At 52.8% G+C, this 17,081-nt stretch carries 14 protein-coding genes and 1 pseudogene; 6 read left to right on the top strand and 9 right to left on the bottom strand.

Annotation, left to right across the window (positions count from 1 at the left end; all coding sequences use genetic code 11):
* Positions 1–175: 175 nt before the first annotated feature.
* Entirely contained in the window at positions 176–1,204 is a 1,029-nt protein-coding gene (locus C8R21_RS14165) for a site-specific integrase (protein ID WP_258192428.1), read from the bottom strand.
* 183 nt (positions 1,205–1,387) lie between these two features.
* On the opposite strand from C8R21_RS14165, the gene C8R21_RS14170 reads away from it, so the two are divergent.
* Positions 1,388–2,530 carry a DNA-binding protein gene (locus tag C8R21_RS14170; protein WP_107763286.1) on the top strand — a complete coding sequence of 381 codons (1,143 nt, stop codon included), beginning with the start codon at positions 1,388–1,390 and terminating at the stop codon, positions 2,528–2,530.
* On the opposite strand, the gene C8R21_RS15720 is transcribed toward C8R21_RS14170, so the two are convergent.
* On the bottom strand, positions 2,505–2,732 hold the full coding sequence (locus tag C8R21_RS15720) for a hypothetical protein (RefSeq protein ID WP_146162510.1): 228 nt from the start codon (positions 2,730–2,732) through the stop codon (positions 2,505–2,507). The genes C8R21_RS14170 and C8R21_RS15720 overlap by 26 nt on opposite strands.
* 51 nt (positions 2,733–2,783) lie before the next feature.
* Here C8R21_RS15720 and C8R21_RS14175 point away from each other — a divergent pair.
* Positions 2,784–3,049, top strand: a pseudogene (locus C8R21_RS14175) (transposase); the annotation flags it as partial.
* A 157-nt stretch (positions 3,050–3,206) separates the two neighbouring features.
* Here C8R21_RS14175 and holB read toward each other — a convergent pair.
* Together holB and tmk are read right to left on the bottom strand one after the other, a co-directional pair.
* Positions 3,207–4,328 carry a DNA polymerase III subunit delta' gene (holB, locus tag C8R21_RS14180; protein ID WP_107763287.1) on the bottom strand — a complete coding sequence of 374 codons (1,122 nt, stop codon included), beginning with the start codon at positions 4,326–4,328 and terminating at the stop codon, positions 3,207–3,209.
* On the bottom strand, positions 4,325–4,942 hold the full coding sequence (gene tmk, locus C8R21_RS14185) for a dTMP kinase (RefSeq protein ID WP_107763288.1): 618 nt from the start codon (positions 4,940–4,942) through the stop codon (positions 4,325–4,327). Before tmk ends, holB begins: the two co-directional genes overlap by 4 nt.
* A 263-nt stretch (positions 4,943–5,205) precedes the next feature.
* Here tmk and C8R21_RS14190 point away from each other — a divergent pair, with 263 nt between their 5' ends.
* On the top strand, positions 5,206–5,952 hold the full coding sequence (locus C8R21_RS14190) for a hypothetical protein (protein WP_107763289.1): 747 nt from the start codon (positions 5,206–5,208) through the stop codon (positions 5,950–5,952).
* A 19-nt stretch (positions 5,953–5,971) separates the two neighbouring features.
* Here C8R21_RS14190 and C8R21_RS14195 read toward each other — a convergent pair whose 3' ends face one another.
* Entirely contained in the window at positions 5,972–6,496 is a 525-nt protein-coding gene (locus tag C8R21_RS14195) for a DUF1269 domain-containing protein (RefSeq protein WP_107763290.1), read from the bottom strand.
* A 608-nt stretch (positions 6,497–7,104) separates the two neighbouring features.
* Between C8R21_RS14195 and C8R21_RS14200 the strand changes: the two genes are divergently transcribed.
* The gene (locus tag C8R21_RS14200; RefSeq protein WP_107763297.1) at positions 7,105–8,232 is read left to right on the top strand and encodes a TIGR03118 family protein; all 1,128 of its coding nucleotides are present in this window, start codon (positions 7,105–7,107) and stop codon (positions 8,230–8,232) included.
* A gap of 627 nt (positions 8,233–8,859) precedes the next feature.
* Here the strand turns inward: C8R21_RS14200 and C8R21_RS14205 are convergent.
* Positions 8,860–10,278, bottom strand: coding sequence for a hypothetical protein (locus C8R21_RS14205; RefSeq protein WP_107763291.1), 1,419 nt, complete (start codon positions 10,276–10,278; stop codon positions 8,860–8,862).
* A gap of 89 nt (positions 10,279–10,367) precedes the next feature.
* Between C8R21_RS14205 and C8R21_RS14210 the strand changes: the two genes are divergently transcribed.
* Together C8R21_RS14210 and hrpA are read left to right on the top strand one after the other, a co-directional pair.
* A complete protein-coding gene (locus C8R21_RS14210) occupies positions 10,368–10,565 on the top strand; it encodes a hypothetical protein (protein ID WP_107763292.1) in 198 nt (65 codons plus the stop codon).
* Positions 10,566–10,787: 222 nt separating this feature from the next.
* On the top strand, positions 10,788–14,765 hold the full coding sequence (hrpA, locus tag C8R21_RS14215; protein WP_107763293.1) for an ATP-dependent RNA helicase HrpA: 3,978 nt from the start codon (positions 10,788–10,790) through the stop codon (positions 14,763–14,765).
* Between the two features lie 221 nt (positions 14,766–14,986).
* On the opposite strand, the gene C8R21_RS14220 is transcribed toward hrpA, so the two are convergent.
* From C8R21_RS14220 to C8R21_RS14230, 3 genes are all read right to left on the bottom strand, one after another.
* On the bottom strand, positions 14,987–15,913 hold the full coding sequence (locus tag C8R21_RS14220) for a D-hexose-6-phosphate mutarotase (protein WP_107763294.1): 927 nt from the start codon (positions 15,911–15,913) through the stop codon (positions 14,987–14,989).
* 111 nt (positions 15,914–16,024) lie between these two features.
* Entirely contained in the window at positions 16,025–16,462 is a 438-nt protein-coding gene (locus C8R21_RS14225) for a DUF3293 domain-containing protein (protein ID WP_107763295.1), read from the bottom strand.
* 82 nt (positions 16,463–16,544) lie between these two features.
* A partial coding sequence (locus tag C8R21_RS14230) for an integrase core domain-containing protein (RefSeq protein WP_146162511.1) occupies positions 16,545–17,081 on the bottom strand: 537 nt, incomplete at its 5' end.

The following is a 17,081-nucleotide window of genomic DNA, read 5'->3' on the forward strand; positions in this document are numbered from 1 at the left end:
GCATCATTTCGAGCCGAGGCCTGACGATGATTTCAAGATGGAACCCGATTAGGACGCGTCGTTTAGTCGACGCGTATCCGGACTTTCAGTCCGTAGCACTAACCCACCAGCTTTAGCTGGTGGTTGTTGAGTCTCGAATACTGGGGACGCCGCAGAATTCGGAGAAAATCGTACGCTAAGGTTTTGATGCCTCATTTTTTCCCTTCCGGCGCAGCAGCGTCAATGCGGCATTGGCCTCGAACCGCCCAGCTTCCTCGATGTATCCTTGCACCGTGCCATCATGTCGCCAGCCACCTTGCCGCTTGATGTCCTTGAAATTAGCCCCGGATCGATGTGCACTGGTGGCCAAGCCGCGCCGCAAGCTATGGCTGCTGAGTTCCGGGACGTATGCTAGATCCGCCGCTTTGGCACACGCCTCCAGAATATCGTTGATACTGCCGGCGCTCAGCGGATCGGTGCCGATGGCACCCCAGCGAGTGACGCACCGGAACACTGCCCCCGAAATGATGTTTGCCGCTTCCAGCCAGCGCTTCAAGGCGCGAACCGGGCAGCATATTCCATCCGGACCGCCGTAGGGAATCGCCTTACTGACACCTTCCCCTTCCTGGTCGGTCTTCGAGCGCGCGAGCGTGATCACTAAACCGTTCGTTTCCCAAGCCAATTCCTCCATCATCAGCGCGGCCAACTCGCTCCGGCGCAGCGCGCCGAAAAAACCGATCTGCAAGAGTGCATTATTCCGTATCGCAATCAGGCTGGTGTCCGGCTCCAGTTTGGCCACGATCGCTTCCAAGTCCTCAATTGGCAGCGCCTTCGCCTTCTTCTTCGGCTTGCCGTGGATGCGCGTGATGCCCTTCAAGGTCTTGCGCACGCTCGGGTCGGTGGTCGGGTCCGGGAACCCCTGGAACGCATGCCATTGCGCTAGCGCCGTCAGCCGCAGCGCCAGCGTGCGCGGGTTCAGGGAGTCGGAATAAGCCAACAGATACCGCAGCACTGCCCCCGAATCACAAGGCAATGCTCCGCCCCAGGCGTAGAAATGCCGGATCGCCGAGCGGTAGGTGCGGCGAGTGTTTTCCGAGGTTGCCGCCGAGATAAAACGCTGGTGGCGCTCCCGCATTTCGTGTTCGGAAACGAGCGTACCGGCGTTATGTTTTGACAGATTTCCTGACAAAACGACATTTTCCGGCTTCTTTTCTTCCATATCCATTTTTGTCGCTCACTTTCGCGGTTTTTGGCTGCGTTACGCCAAGAGTGATGCAGAGTTCGACATTAAGTCACGATAACATAAATTATCACAATTATTATTTATAAATTCACGTATATATTTTTAACGTAACTTATCGTAATATTACGTATAACGTATTATATTACTTTATTTGAGGAAGACGCCATGGCCCGTGCCGGTATTCTGTATTCTCATGTCGCCCAAGCCGCCGCCCAACTGATAGGGGCAGGCAAAAATCCCACCGTCGACAGCGTCCGCGAAGCCTTGGGCGGCACCGGCAGCAAAAGTACCATCGCGCCTTTTCTCAAGCGCTGGAAAGCCGAGCAGCAAGACGCCATGGCGGCCGTTGAATCCGGCTTGCCGGCGTCGCTTCTCCAGGCGGTCACGGGACTGTACGAACATATGCAAGCCGAACTGACGCGCAAGCTCGATCAAGCCAAGCAGCAGCACGCCGAAGAGCTTCACGCTGCAGGCGAACGCGAACAGCAGTTCAATGATGAACTGCTGGCCGCTTTGAAGACCAAGGCAAATTTGTCGGAGGATCTCGCTCAAACGCGCCGTGCACTAGCACAGTTACAGGAGGCGCATTACGCTCAGAACCTGTCGCTCGCCACGGCTCAGGCGGAGAACGCCGGCTTCCAACAGCGCTTGGCCGACCGCGCCAGCGAGGTGACGACGCTAGACCATCAATTGACACAGACACGCGCGCAGTTCGAGCACTATCAGGAAGCGACTGCAGCCCGACGCGCTGAAGAACGCCAAGCGTACGAGCAACGTATCGCTCGCCTCGAACAGGATTTGGACAGCGCAAACCGACAGACCGCTGTACAGCAAACGACAATCGGCCAGCAGGAAATGCGCATCGCCAATTTTACCGCCGAGTGTGACCGCCAGGATCAGGCCCTCCATGCGACACAAGAGGAATTGACAGCGGTGCGCTCGGCGCGAGACCGTCTTACCGACCAGGTTCGGGATCTGATGACAGTGAAAGACGACTTGGTCGCGCGATTGACAGCCGTGCAACAGCAGCTAAGCGACCAGGTTCGGGATCTGATGACAGCGAAAGACGACTTGGTCGCGCGATTGACAGCCGTACAACAGCAGCTAAGCGACATGCGGGCAGCGCTGGCAGCGCAAGAACAAGCATCCAGTATGCTGACCGACCAAGTGCGCCGTGCCGAAGAGCGCGCCGATCATTTGGCGCAGGAAAAGCACACCTGGCTGCAGGATCGCGGGGCGCTCGAACAGCGTTTGTTGTCGGCCGAACAGAAATTGGTCGCTCTTACCGGTTCAGCCACCACAACGTAAAGTCGATTTCCGCATTATCCGTGGCGATCATGCGCTCGATCGGAAAGCCGCAATGTCGCAGATTCTGTAGACATGCTTCGGCATCTTGCGCCTCGATCGCGCTCACGCACACCAGTTCGTACCCAGTGTGAACAGGCCGCAGCATGCGTCGACGGCGCCGGAGATGGCTGAAATCGTCGACCAGTAATGATGGTCGAAGCAAGCGCGAAATTGCGCCAACTCGTCGCCATCAAGCCGGCGCACTTCCCAGCGGCGGGTACATCACAGCAAGCCGGTAAAAAAAATGGGCTGACGAACACAAGGAAAAAATTACGCTGTTCTACCTGCCCGGTTACAGCCCGGAATTAAATCCGAAGAACGGCTCAATGCCGATTTGAAGCACGCCATCTGCTCAAAAATACCGGTGCGTACCAAAGCCAAACTCAAGGAAGCTGCCACAAAACATATGCTGATATTGGAGCAGTCCCTGAGCGTGTGAAGAAATATTTTCAGGATCCTTCCCTCAAATATGCAGCGTGAAAACTTCAAACTTCACGTGGCCGGATCAATAGTATAAAAATATACACTACTAGGCAGGTGAGGCTCCGCAAAGGCTATGAGAAAAGTCCAGCTTTTGTCTTTTGAGACTTGATTGCACGATATAACGTAATTCGATCACGCAATTACCGCGCAGTACTCAAGAGCTGTAGGTTGATTGCGATATTCTCCGATTCCTGGATTCCCCGGATAACACCGTCACATAGGAAAATAGCAGTTCTTCCAGAAATAATCTTGGATTGAGCGGATGTCGGGCAACCTGCTGCGTTTTATCCAGGGCCCGCAAATAAGCTGCCATTGAATACGGATCAAGCTGGGGCGCCAGGGATTTTATTTGCGCGAGCATGTCCAGATGATAGCGGACCTTCTGTGTCATACGAAAACTCATCAGATCGTAGCACCACTTTTGCAGCCAGCTGACCACCATGACAAGGTCCGATTTCTGCATTTCCTCTGCCAGCGCAAGCACGTTGAAACTTGAGGGAGTGCTGATTTGCTGGATGAAAGCGCTGTGCCGCACAAGATAATCTTCGTTCGCAAATTCCAGTGCGGTCAGGGGAGCGTAGCCAGCCGAGGCCAGGCATCTTTCAGGCGCTTTGACACCCTGCTGTTTTAACCACAGGGCTGCGGAGGCCGCGTCGGGGGCTGGCATGACGATCTGGCGGCAACGGCTACGGATGGTCGGCAATAAGTACTGTGCCTGATGCGTTACCAGTATGAACAACGTTCGGAGCGGCGGTTCTTCCAGATTCTTCAGAAGGGCATTGGCAGCAGCCATATTCATGGTCTCCGCCGGATGAATCAGGATGATCTTGTAGCCGTTCTGATGGCTGGTAATATTAACGAAGTCGCCCAGCTCCCGTATTTGCGAGATACTTATCTGTCTGCTGGGTTTTTTTGCGGACTTGCCGCTGCCGGTGGCCTGATTCGCTGCTCTGGAAAAAGATTGAGCCTCTGCTTCATCTCCGGGTTCCACATCCTCCTCGCTGGATCCCTCTCCCGAGCCGGACGTTGCCGTGATCGCTTCGGGCTCGACAAGGTAGAAATCCGGGTGACTGCCTTGCTCAAACCAGTGGCAGCTTGCACAGACCTCGCACGCCTTTCCTTCGACAGAGGGATTTTCACAGAGTCTGGACTTCGCCAGATAACGGGCAAACGCAAGCTTGCCCAGTCCCTTTCTGCCTCGTAACAGCAGGGCGTGGCCCAGCGTGCCCGCAAGTTTCCGCCACACTTCTTCCTGCCATCCATAAATATTACTCATGCGCAAATCGTTGCAATACTTTTTTCAACTGACCTCCTGACATCCTCCAGAGACTGGTTGGCGTCTATCACCCGTATTCTTTCAGGGAATTTTTTTGCCCGCTCCAGATATGCCTCTCGTACTCTCCGGAAAAATTCATCCTGTTCTTTTTCAAACCGGTCCGCCTGCTTGATGTTGCTGGTTCGCTGCCTTCCTGATGCAATAGACACATCGAGATAAAGGGTAACATCCGGCTGAAACTCACCCTGCACCCAGCATTCGAGTTCATTCAATTTCTGCAGGGATAATCGCCTCCCCCCGCCTTGATAGGCAAAGCTGGCATCGGTAAAACGGTCCGATATTACCCAGGTGCCGCGGCTCAAAGCAGGCAGGATGACCTTGTCCAGATGCTCGCGCCGAGCGGCAAACATCAGCAGTGCCTCGGTTTCCGCGTGCATTACCTGCCGATCATCGAGCAGGATGCCGCGCAATGCTTCGCCCAAGGGAGTGCCGCCGGGTTCGCGCGTGATAATCACGGTTTCTCCTCTTTCCTTCAGGAAATACTCCAGCCAGCGGAGATGCGTCGTCTTGCCCGCACCGTCAATGCCTTCCAGAGTGATGAATTTGCCCCTCATATTTTGATGTCGTTCCTGAAAATTACGATATTGGCAATACCATTGGCTCGTAAGCCGGAAAGAAGCGTGCCGGACAGAGCCTGCTTCAAGGCGAGTTTAACTTATACTTATGGAAGGTAGTAGTTACAAGCCTGCTTGGCCGGGCTGGAAAAAAGAAATCGCAAGCCGGACATGCCGGATATGAGTAAGCGTTATACTGTTTCGCAGGATGTGCAAAAACACACAGAAAGCGCAAATACAAAAGGCGATCAGGAGTTCATTTCATGACTGATGATATAGGAAGCTTATTCGCACGCTGGGCACTTTTATTTGCACTGATGCTCGGCCCCTTGATTCCGGGTGTTTCCAGCGCTGCTGCCCAGCCGGTGGAACGAAATCGGCAGGACAGACCGGCAACGAACACGACTGAGTCTGCTTCGCGTCCGCGGGGGCAGCCATTGACTGAATTCGAGAAGATGGAACTGCACCATCGGCGTTATAGTGCGGCTGCAAATAACATGGCGCATTTGTTCAAGCTATTGAATCAAAAAATCCAGGAAGTATCTCTGGCGGCAAAGACCGTCGAGGCCAAGGACAACTCCCATAACAGGCGCCAGCTGGAAATCCGGTTACAGCAACTGGAAAGCGCCCGCGTGGCTTATAGCGTTCAATATTTGCAACTGCAATCACAGATGCAGAACGAATATCGCAATTATGCTGCGATCAGCAACGACCTGAAGGCAAAGTATGATGGGCCCGCAGGGAGCCGAGGAGAGATTGCCCGAGATACCGGCGGTGCGAAGGCGAAACTTGACGTGAGTAAATCGGCTAAAGCCAGGAGTATGGAAGATAAGGATACAGGGAGCCATGCAAAGGCCGAACCCCGCATCGAGGAACAGCCTGTTGCCGATTCAGCAGCCAGGGATCCGCGTGTCCTGGATCTGGACACCAAGGAGGTCAGGGCAAGGCGCGAGGGACGCTCGAAAATTGAACCATCTGGGAACTCCCTGCCCGTCACGGAACAACCGTGAAGTCAGCGCATTCATCTCACTACCCGCTTCCGGTCGTCGAGCCCGCAAGTGCTTCCCGCAGTCTTTTTTCCTGATCAGGCGACAGTGTGGTCCTGAGGACTTTACCTTTAACATCCAGGAGTTCAGCCAGAATCTTTTCCGGTTGTACTTTGCGAGCGAGAATAAAAAGCGCCGATGAGTTGACAGGAATTGTTTCGGCTAGCGACTTTATGAAATCATCGGGAATTCCGTAATCGGAAAGAGAGCCGGACAAGGCGCCCGCACCCGCACCAATCATCCCGCCGATCAAAAATCCGGCTGCTGGATTGAGAAATACAAGTCCAACCATTGCCCCGAGCAATCCCCCTGAAAGCAGACCCGCGGATGCATCATAATGGGTCAGGTTGATGCTTTGTTTGAGGTTGATCTCACCCTTTTCGTCCCGAACCACAACCACGGCATCATCAAGATCCAATAAATTCTGGCTTCTCAGGGCCCTGAATCTCCATAAAACTTCCTCAGCCTTTTGCGGGTTTTCAAATCCTATTACCACCAGATCGGACATGTTCTACTCCTTTCAAGCCTTTCCAAAAACCTCACTTCGGTCTTATGCTTCTTGTTAGTCATGGTATATCCTCTCAAGGTTAAAGGTGATCTCATCAATCAACCTCATACCATGACCCCTTCTTACTAAAAAAGCTTTTTGCACATAAAGACGGACACTACCATCTCCGATAATTAAAAAATAGTGTATCGTGAAAATCGTTGCTCTCTTCCTCCTTCTCTTTGCTCCCTTTGCTTGATCTCACTTTTCAGGTAAAGGAATTTTTCCAAGTGTTGTTATAGGCTGGTTTGACGGTTTGTCAAGTTTTAGCCCCACGTCGAGCAACTCACTGGCGGACGGGAAGTGGATGATCTATAAAAAAGTTATTCATGCTGCAATTTCACAAATTCTTTATTCAATAGAAACAGTTTTATCACACGATTTGTGTTAAATCCAATCGAGCCCTATAAATGATAGATCGTCGTGGGGAGTTTATATGTTGTTGTACCGGCTCGCCGCACCACGTCTATTCGGAAAAAGGAACAGGAGACAGATAAGGGGCAAAGAGGGGCAGAAGCTGACTGGTGGCACTGAAATTCTTTCTTATTAATATTTTAGGGGGAAATATCATGCGACAGATTCGATTCTATTTGCCTTCACTTGCAGCAGGCGTCGTGGCATCCCTGCTGGCCATTCCTGTCTGGGCGGTTACATTCACACCCACCAATCTTGTAACCGATGATCAGCTTGCTCATGCTGCACAGATTACCGATACCGGTCTCAAGAATGCATGGGGGATGTCCTATGCTCCTGGTGGGCCCTTCTGGGTCTCTTCGAATGGTGGCGGAACAGTCCCTTTATATAGTGTGAATCCAGCAACACAAGTGACTGCTCTGCGACCCTTGACCATCTCGGGCGAGGGTGGCGTGACCGGGCAGGTATTCAACAGTACATCATCATTTGGAGACAATCGTTTTCTATTCGTAAGCGAAGATGGCAGAGTCTCAGGCTGGCGTCCCGCCCTGGGTACGACGGGTCCGATACCGGCAGAGACGCTGGTGCCGGCATCCCCGAGCAACGTTTATAAGGGTGCCGCTCTCGGCAATACCGGGGGGCACGATTATCTTTACGCAGCCAACTTCAAAGCGGGGACGGTGGATGTTCACAAGGGAGATATGGGGGCGCCCTCACTGTCCGGTTCGTTTACCGATCCCGGCCTTCCCAGTGGATATGCTCCTTTCAACGTCCAGAATCTCAACGGATCGCTGTATGTGACCTATGCCCTGCAGAATGCAACCAAGGATGACGAAGTGGCCGGGGCGGGGCTGGGTTTTGTCGACCAATACACGTTGAACGGCGATTTCGTTGGGCGGGTTGCATCCGGCGGAACCTTGAATGCACCGTGGGGATTGGCTGTAGCGCCTTCTTCGTTTGGTTCCGCTGCCGGTGATCTACTGGTAGGAAATTTCGGTGATGGCCATATCAATATCTACGACCCCAATACGCATGCTTTTCTCGGCCAGGTGCTCGATGCCAACAATCATCCCGTAGTGATTGACGGTTTGTGGGCCATTTCACCCGGAAACGATACCATGGCAGGCAGCAGTCATCTGCTGTACTTCACGGCGGGACCGGATGATGAAGCCCACGGTTTGTTTGGCGTCCTCACACCCGTCCCTGAGCCTTCCGCTTATGCAATGATGCTGGCGGGACTTGGCGCGTTGATGCTGCTGATCAGGCGCCGCACCCTGGAATGAAGTTTTGATGAATGGAGGGAGCACGGCGCCTCAATTCCATACACTTTATTCTTGACTTTATTTGTAACAGTTTTATCATATAAGCCGTTGGACAAGTGATCCCTCCTTTGTAAGTGGAAACTTTAAACCCGAAGTCGATAACGTCTTCGGGTTTTTTTATGCTCCGGAACTTGCTCTGTCCTGGTCAATCTGCCCCTGTTGGCCATGGACTCGCCTGAGTGCGCGAGATCCATGCTCCTTTTCCAGAAGCCTGGATAGCACTCATTCAATACGTGTTTGTTATTTGTTGTGTCCGAGGACGAGTCCCGCGATTTCAATGCCGAGACCAAGGATGAAGAGAAGTGCGCCGATCCAGATATCTTCCGGCGCAAAGAACATCAGTATTCCGCCTAATATCATAAATGAGATAGACAAAATCCGTTTGGTGCGAATGCGAAGGGTCATGGCACACAGCCTTTTACAAGTAGATTCCGCTGAAGCAGATAACCGGCTATCCTTATATAGACAATATAACTATAGACCCTGGCCGCGAAAATGCTGGAGAAGGAGCGCCTGGAGTTCGTATATATAGCTCCGGCTGAATGGAATCCCGTTAAACGGGCTGCCGTCTATGTCTATGGGAGTTGCTTATTTTGCCCTTCTTTCAAGCTCGAAGACCATCGAATCAGCAAGGGAGAGAAGTGGCTTTATGGCCTGATCAACCTTATCGGCAAGTGCTGCAGGGGCGATGTTGTGCGCCAGGGAGGCCTGGAGCGCCTCATGCAGACGGGTTGGTTTTTCAGTCGACAGGTGGTGCAGGTCAGCGGGCAGTCCCTGACGTAACAGGCTATAGAACACAGCGGGTTCCACGCTGTAATGAAAACACCATTGGTCATCCAGTCGAAGATAATTCAGGTGCTCCAGCGGAATGCCTGTCTTACCTTCAAGAAAACTTAAATCCTTATCGGTCAATTGGTGAACAGGCTCACCCTGAATAAGCAGCTTCAGCGCAGTAATATATCGCTCATACTCGGATGATCCCCGGAATTTTCCCGATTTGATCTCCAGGTCGACTGCTTGCTGTAGTGGGGCATTGAATATGATTTCTGAAAATCCGATCTCATCTCCTGTTTCTTTGCCTTCGCTATCGGACGGTTCGAAAACGCGCACGATCAGATCCGCTTTGTCCTTCATCCGGAGCTTGTTTGTGCTATATGTAATCTGATAGCTTCCTTCCGCATCCGTGATTGCCTGACCCAGCAATGTCTCTGATCGCATGTCCCGATCAGATGCACGGACGAGGAGATGAGGAAGCGGGAAGCCACCAACCTGGCGAATTGTGCCCCGAACGATGCAAAGCGTTTTAACTGTGATATCGAGAAACTCCTGAATCGCAGCCCGGTTCTTCCCTGCTTCAGCTACAATGCCGCCCTCCGGATCGAATACTCGCACAAGCAGATCAGGACCCTTTCGTCCATTCGAGCGCCATGCATAATCGATACGGTAGAATCCATCATCCTGAACTGCGCCTATTGCGCCACACCGCACAAATGTATTCACCGAGAGAGCATCGAATGCGCAAACGGTAAAGCCGCCTGCGCACAGCGGCACTCCATCTTCCTGAAAAATCTGCCCGCTAACAGTATAAATCCTGGTCCGGGGAACATCCGGCCCGATGGTCACGGTGGCGATGGCCGAAAACTGATTCCTCAGGTTTTCCGCCTGATCCTGCGATAGATCTTCAATCGTAAAGCCACGTTCCCACAAGATTCGGGAAAAATCATTCTGTTTGCGGGAAACAGGTATCATCAGGTCGAACAGCGCGCGAAGTTCCCCGTCGGTGACGAAAATACGCACCGAGTCGTCTATAACCCTGGCCTCCAGGTAATTTATACCTGCAAGCGCCCCCTGCACATTCTCTATTTCGCCTGAATTCAACCTTTCCAGCAATATGCCCTGCTCCAGAATGTGCTGGCGCAGATTTTTGAAACCTTTAACGAAGCTGAACAGCTTTTGTAGAATGTCGAATTTCTTGTCTGGCTGACTGAACTGGATGGTAGCTCGCATGGTTGGGTCGGTTTCTATGTCCGCTATCGTTATTTTTTAATACTTGATCAGCCCATTCCGGGAAAGCAGCGAAGTGAGGGAGAACTCACATGCAGGATCTTTCTGATGTTCCTTGCGCCTGGAAACGATTTCCAAGCATGGAAGACCTCTTCGCAAAACGTTGTCATGAGCCGATGGAAAAACTGGTTCAGTACAGTGTACAGCAGTTTGTGTATCCCGGGCTCCGAATATCTTCTGTTGCTGCAACAAGCATAGCGGTTATGCTCTCGCATCAAATGATCAAATGAATAGTCTTCCCACCATTAAACATAGCTGATGGGCATAAGAAATCAAGCTTTTTGTTGCTTGTGCATTCAAAACTGGAGCTTATACATGTCTTATCGGTATCCGTAGTATTTGCGGATGAGGTAAGGGCAATCAGCTATAACCGTCGTTATTGATGGGCTGCGCTTTGCTTCACCTATTCTACGAAAACACATCAGAAAAATAGATCAATTGATTTAAATGTCATGAAGAATTCTCCTATCGTTAGCAGGAATTTTGAATGGCGCCTGATTAACCTGCCGAAGCCGGCTTATCCGGCAGAGCTCCCGGTAGTAGCTCTACGGCAGGAGATAGCGCAGGCGATTCAGAAAAACCAGGTAGTGATCATCAGCGGTGAAACCGGCTCGGGCAAGACCACGCAATTGCCGAAAATCTGCCTTGAACTCGAACGGGGCGTGCATGCGATGATCGGGCATACGCAGCCTCGTCGTATCGCGGCACGGACCGTGGCGGCACGAATCGCTTCAGAACTTAAGAGTCCCTTGGGGCATGCGGTAGGGTACAAGGTGCGCTTTTCGGACAAGGTGAGTCCGGAAACGTATGTCAAGCTCATGACAGACGGCATTCTGCTGGCGGAGACGCAGGGCGATCCGAATCTGCTTGCCTACGATACGATCATCATCGATGAGGCGCACGAACGCAGCCTGAACATCGATTTTCTGCTCGGATATCTCAAGCAACTGCTGCCGCACCGGCCGGATCTCAAGCTGATCATTACTTCCGCGACCATCAATGCCGAACGATTCTCCGCGCATTTCGATAACGCGCCTGTCATTGAAGTATCCGGTCGCATGTATCCGGTGGAGGTACGTTATCGTCCCATCGAGGCCCCGGCTCGCACTGCTTCCGCCATCGCGGAAGATCGGAATGAAGACAAAGCCGGGAACAAGACCAGGAATAAAGATAAGGACAGGCAGAAGGATAAACAAAAAGATAGGGACAGGGATGAAGGTGACATGGAGCAGGCTATCCTTGATGCAGTGGATGAAATCAATCGCTGTGGGCCGGGTGACGTGCTGGTGTTCCTGCCTGGCGAGCGGGAAATCCGCGATACGGCAGAGGCGTTGCGCAAGCATGCTTTTGGTGGCCCCGGCACGGGCCGCGCGGGTGCCGAGATTCTGCCATTGTTCGCGCGCCAGTCCTATGCCGACCAGGAACGGGTTTTCAAACCTGATGGCAGTAGCTTGCGGCGCATCGTGCTTGCCACCAACGTGGCGGAAACTTCACTGACCGTTCCCGGCATTCGCTACGTGATCGATACCGGCGTGGCACGCATCAAGCGCTACAGCTATCGCAACAAGGTGGAACAGTTGCAGGTAGAGAAGATTTCACGCGCGTCCGCTAATCAGCGCGCGGGACGCTGCGGCCGGGTGATGAGCGGTATCTGTTTCCGGCTTTATTCGGAGCAGGATTACCTTGCCCGCCCGGAATTCACCGATCCGGAAATCCTCCGCTCTTCGCTGGCCGCAGTGATTTTACGCATGAAATCTCTCAAAATTGGATCAATCGAGAATTTCCCTTTCCTCGAACCGCCCTTGCCACGCATGATTGCGGACGGCTATCAATTACTGACTGAGCTCGGCGCGGTGGATGAGAGTAACACCCTTACCAGCATCGGCTGGCGGCTGGCCAAGTTTCCCATCGACCCAAGGATTGCCCGCATGATCCTGGCAGCGAAGGAGGAAAACTGCCTGAGCGAGGTGCTCATCATCGCCTCTGCCCTGAGCGTGCAGGACCCGCGAGACCGTCCGTTCGAGCGGCAGGAAGCCGCAGACCGGGCCCACCAGAGCTTCCAGGACGAGCGCTCCGATTTTATGAGCTATCTGAAGTTGTGGGATTTCTTTGATGACCTGCTCAAGCATAAGAAATCCAACCGCAAGTTGATCGAGCAATGCCAGGAAAACTTTTTGTCGCATCGCAGAATCCGGGAGTGGCGTGAGGTCCATGGGCAGTTGCATACGTTGGTAGTGGAAACAGGATTGAAACCCAACGAGATACCGGCAAACTACGATGAAATGCATCGGGCGCTTCTCGCGGGGTTGCTCGGCAATATCGGCTTCAAGATCGACGAGGATAGCGAATACCTCGGGACGCGCGGCGTCAAGTTTTCGATTTTCCCAGGTTCCGTGCTGAAAAAGGCCAAACCCAAATGGGTCGTCGCTGCAGAGCTGACGGAAACCACCCGGCTTTATGGTCGAGGTGTAGCGAAAATCGATCCTGCCTGGGTGGAAAGGATCGGTGGAAAGCTTTGCAAAAAGCATTATTTCGATCCGCACTGGGAGAAGAAATCAGCACAGGTATCGGCCTTCGAGCGGGTAACACTGTACGGTTTGACAGTGATGCCGAAGCGGCGTGTGTACTATGGCAACATCAACCCGAGAGAAGCGCGCGAGATTTTCATACGCTCTGCTCTCGTAGCAGGTGAATACATTACCCAGGCGCCATTTTTCGAGCATAACCACGAGCTTACTGCCAGTGTTGCCGCTCTGGAGCATAAAACCCGCCGGCCGGATGTGCTGGTGGACGAACAGGAAATTTTTGCGTTTTACGATGGACTGATCCCCGAGGGGATCAGCAATGGCGCAGCTTTCGAGAAATGGCGCAGGCAGGCCGAGCGTGACAATCCCCGCCTGCTCTACATTACCAAAGAATACCTGATGCGCCATACCGCGCAGAGCGTAACGGAAGAGCGGTTTCCCGATGCCATGCTTGTAGACGGCTTCCACCTGTCGCTCACCTATCGCTTCGATCCCGGACACGTATTGGACGGAGTCACCATTACCGTACCGTTGCCGCTGCTGAACAAGCTGGATGCGACGCAATTCGACAACCTCGTCCCGGGACTGATTCGTGAAAAAATAACCTGGTACCTACGAGCGCTTCCCAAGCAGATACGCCGCTACGTTGTACCCGTCCCGGAGTTTGTAACGCAGTTCCTGGAAAGCCCGGAACATGCAGCAGCAACTTCGCCGTCTGAACCCTCCCCGTCACTTCTGACCGAAACATTGGCCCGCTTTATCCGGACCAAAACCGGCATTACTGTCCCGCCGGATGCTTGGCAGGACGAAAAACCGCCTTCGCATCTGATGATGAACTACAGAATTGTGGACGATGCGGGGCAAGAGCTGGCAATGAGCCGCGACCTTGGGCAACTGAAAACCCAACTCGGCCAGGCGGCGCGATTGACGTTCTCTCATTCTAAGGCAGGCGAGCATAATCCCCTTGAACGCGACGATGTAAAACACTGGGATTTCGGTGATCTGCCGCAGGAAATCACCTTCAACCGTGCGGGCAAGAACATGATCGGCTTCCCTGCTCTCGCCGAACGGGATGGAAAAGTATCGATTCGCCTGTTCGACACGCGCGAAGCGGCAGAGCTCAGCATGCGTGGCGGTGTGCGTCAATTGCTGCGCTTCGAACTGAAGGAGCAAATGAAACAGCTGGAAAAAGATCTGTCAGGACAGGAGGCAAAGGGTGGAAAGGGCAGGTATCTGGCGCAGGCAGCCTTTCAACTACACACACTCATCAAGCCTGACCAGCTCAAGGAAGATATATTGAATGCGGTCGCGGACCGCGCTTTTATCGCGGATGATGCGCTGCCCCGCAGTGAAAAGGAATTTGTCGCCCAGCGCCAGCGTGCCCGCACGCGACTGCCTGCCGTGGCTGAGGCTCTGGTTCGCATCGTGCAAAACGTTGCCAGCGAGTCCCAGTCATTGATGGCGAGGGTTTCTTCAATCGGAGGAGCGGGCAAGGTTGGCGTGCAAAAAACCGGCGCAGCAGGTGGCGGTAGTGCTGGCAACCCTGGGGCCGACTTGATGATCCAACTCCGCAACCTCATTTATCCGGGATTTTTGAGCGCCACCCCTTGGGAACGCTTGCAGCATTTACCGCGCTACCTGAAAGGCATGATCCTCCGCCTGGATAAGTATGGCGCTAATCCTGAGCGCGACGCGCGTCACGCTGCTGCCATTGCCGGATTATGGAACCGGTATGAACAGCGCCTTGAAAAACATCGCAAGGCGGGAACCGATGATCCCAAGCTCGCTGAATTTCGCTGGCAGATCGAGGAACTGCGTATTTCGCTGTTTGCCCAGGAATTGAAAACACCCTACCCTGTTTCGGCCAAACGGCTTCAGAAATTATGGGAGGAAGTCAGTATATGAGGCAGGATGAATCTCTGCGGGCCACTGGTGGATTCCTGCTTGCGCAGGAATGACAAGACATAATATGGCAATCACAGTGATAGTGGTAGCGGCAGTGGTAGTGTCGGGCGGAGTCCGACCTACTGATAAATTACGGCTTGGTTTATAGCCTTTAACAATTTGACGGGTATTTGACGGGCTAGGTCCCTATCTCCTCGACGCGTACACAAAGCAGTACTCAATTAAGCTGCCGGTTTCAGCTCGGGAATATTTCGCTTTATCAGGTAGTTTGCGGCTACTCTGCATTCGCCGCCGGGAGCAATTTCCACTACTTCTGACCCAGCATTCGCGGTTTCAACGCAAACAAAGCGTTCGTAGTCGTCATCCTTCAGGTCGCCCATCTGCGCAGAAATTTTCTCCCAGGGGTTCCATACGACAGCAGTCCTGCTGTCGCTCGCTCGAATACGAATCCGGCGATCATAAGCAATATCGTCTATCACCAGCTCTTTCTGTACATCCTGGTAAATGCGATCGACTTCGGAATTGATCGTTATCGCACCCGCCTGGGTTTTTTGAGCGTAATTGTCGACTTTATCGAGATATGCCCCCCCCTCGAGCCCGAGAATGGTGACCTGATCGATATGTCCGACCTTGAAATAGGTATGCAGAGCCTGCGTGATTGAAAAAGGTGCGGTATCTTTATTTCGCGTGATCAATTCAAGATTCAGGGATTCTCCCACTGTGACTTCGAGATCCAGATTGAACGAATGCGGCCAGATAGCCCTTGTTTCCGCTGTGTCGCTCAAACCGAGCGTCACCTTGCTATCGCCATTTCCAGTGGCCTCCGTTTTAATGACGTTCCAGAGCCGGTTACGCACAAAACCATGTACGGGACGCCCTTGCTCTTCCGGATCCGGGCCGAACCAGGGCCAGCAGATGGGAACGCCGCCCTTGATACCTTTACCTGCCTCATAATATGAGGCTTCGCTCAGGAACATCAGGTTCTGCTCATTTGCAGGCTGAAAAGACAATACCTGCCCTCCATAAACTGAGATCACTGCGCTACCCTTGGCGTTATCGACCATGATAAAGGGGAATCCTCCTGCCCCCTCCATGAATTTGACCTGCCCGTCGATCCCATGGTTTTTATTCAACTCATCTATATTCATTTCATTCCTTATTCGCTTCTGGAGATGCCCCGTAGAAGAGGATCATAATGGCACCTGAACATTTTGTCATCAACAGCTGTTTATACTGATCGACCTGCTACCGCAGATCGATCAGCGAAGCAGAACAAGCCTTGGAATTGCTTCCGTACCTATCCAGACAACTGCATTTTGCCCGAATTCCTTTCCAAGCGCCTTGGTTGTCTCCAGATTCAGTCCGAGCACGAGAAAGCTTTTTTCCGCCGCCCACGCTCCGGCAGGATCGATGCCTTCACCTTCGATAATCTGGCTCTGCTTGGCAACATACCGATCAAGGCTCTTCCGGAGATCCAGACATGCCTTCATGTTCATTTCATGACTTTCTGCCGCACCGAAGGGATTGCAGGCGGTGATGAATGCGGCACACCGATGGCCAGATGCTGCTAAAAGCCTTGCCAGAGGCTCGGAATACTGGTCCACATGGAATGTTATTGCCTCATGGCCTAAGCCCGCCCGATAGTAAGCCGAGCGATAGACATAAATGAGATCATCAGGGATTTCAGTGTATGGCATGGTATCTCCAGCGAAGCTTCCCATTCCCAGGCCTTTATGAGTACTACATTTACCCATGCGGGTAGGCAGGGTAAGTGACAAGCTAGGTGTTTAGCCCCACAGTGTGATGGTGCGGGTTAATAATAAACCTGTCTGGGTCTTCAGACCATATTTTGCAGACGTACTCAAAGGGTGTGAGGCCCTTCAAGGTCTTTAGCCGCCTGGCGAAGTTATAGGCCATCAGGAAGGTTTGCATATGCGCCTTGAGCTCGTCATGTGAACTGTAGTGATAGCGCTTGACGGTAGCTTCCTTGATTGTCCGGTTCATACGTTCGACCTGGCCGTTCGTCCACGGATGGTTGACCTTTGTCATGCGGTGTTCGATGCCATGCTCACGGCAACATAGATCGAACATGTGGGTGATGTATTTGGCTGTTGGGCCGTTGCGGTAACGTGGCGGATGACAGAACTGCACCCCATTGTCGGTCAGGATGGTGTGTATTTTGTAAGGAGTAGCTTTGATCAGGCTGCACAGGAATGCCGTGGCCACTGTTCGGTCCGATTGTGTTTGCAGCTCGGCATAGGCGAACTTGCTGGTACGGTCAATCGCAACAAAGAGATAGAGCTTGCCTTCTTCCGT

It is taken from the genome of Nitrosospira multiformis, assembly GCF_003050865.1.
Taxonomy (GTDB): Bacteria; Pseudomonadota; Gammaproteobacteria; order Burkholderiales; family Nitrosomonadaceae; genus Nitrosospira; species Nitrosospira multiformis_E.

Bases quoted from the DNA above. Each gene is read 5' to 3' on its own strand.
- C8R21_RS14165 (WP_258192428.1), bottom strand. From the start codon at position 1,204: ATGGATATGGAAGAAAAGAAGCCGGAAAATGTCGTTTTGTCAGGAAAT.
- C8R21_RS14170 (WP_107763286.1), top strand. From the start codon at position 1,388: ATGGCCCGTGCCGGTATTCTGTATTCTCATGTCGCCCAAGCCGCCGCC.
- holB (WP_107763287.1), bottom strand. From the start codon at position 4,328: ATGAGTAATATTTATGGATGGCAGGAAGAAGTGTGGCGGAAACTTGCG.
- tmk (WP_107763288.1), bottom strand. From the start codon at position 4,942: ATGAGGGGCAAATTCATCACTCTGGAAGGCATTGACGGTGCGGGCAAG.
- C8R21_RS14190 (WP_107763289.1), top strand. From the start codon at position 5,206: ATGACTGATGATATAGGAAGCTTATTCGCACGCTGGGCACTTTTATTT.
- C8R21_RS14195 (WP_107763290.1), bottom strand. From the start codon at position 6,496: ATGTCCGATCTGGTGGTAATAGGATTTGAAAACCCGCAAAAGGCTGAG.
- C8R21_RS14200 (WP_107763297.1), top strand. From the start codon at position 7,105: ATGCGACAGATTCGATTCTATTTGCCTTCACTTGCAGCAGGCGTCGTG.
- C8R21_RS14205 (WP_107763291.1), bottom strand. From the start codon at position 10,278: ATGCGAGCTACCATCCAGTTCAGTCAGCCAGACAAGAAATTCGACATT.
- C8R21_RS14210 (WP_107763292.1), top strand. From the start codon at position 10,368: ATGCAGGATCTTTCTGATGTTCCTTGCGCCTGGAAACGATTTCCAAGC.
- hrpA (WP_107763293.1), top strand. From the start codon at position 10,788: ATGAAGAATTCTCCTATCGTTAGCAGGAATTTTGAATGGCGCCTGATT.
- C8R21_RS14220 (WP_107763294.1), bottom strand. From the start codon at position 15,913: ATGAATATAGATGAGTTGAATAAAAACCATGGGATCGACGGGCAGGTC.
- C8R21_RS14225 (WP_107763295.1), bottom strand. From the start codon at position 16,462: ATGCCATACACTGAAATCCCTGATGATCTCATTTATGTCTATCGCTCG.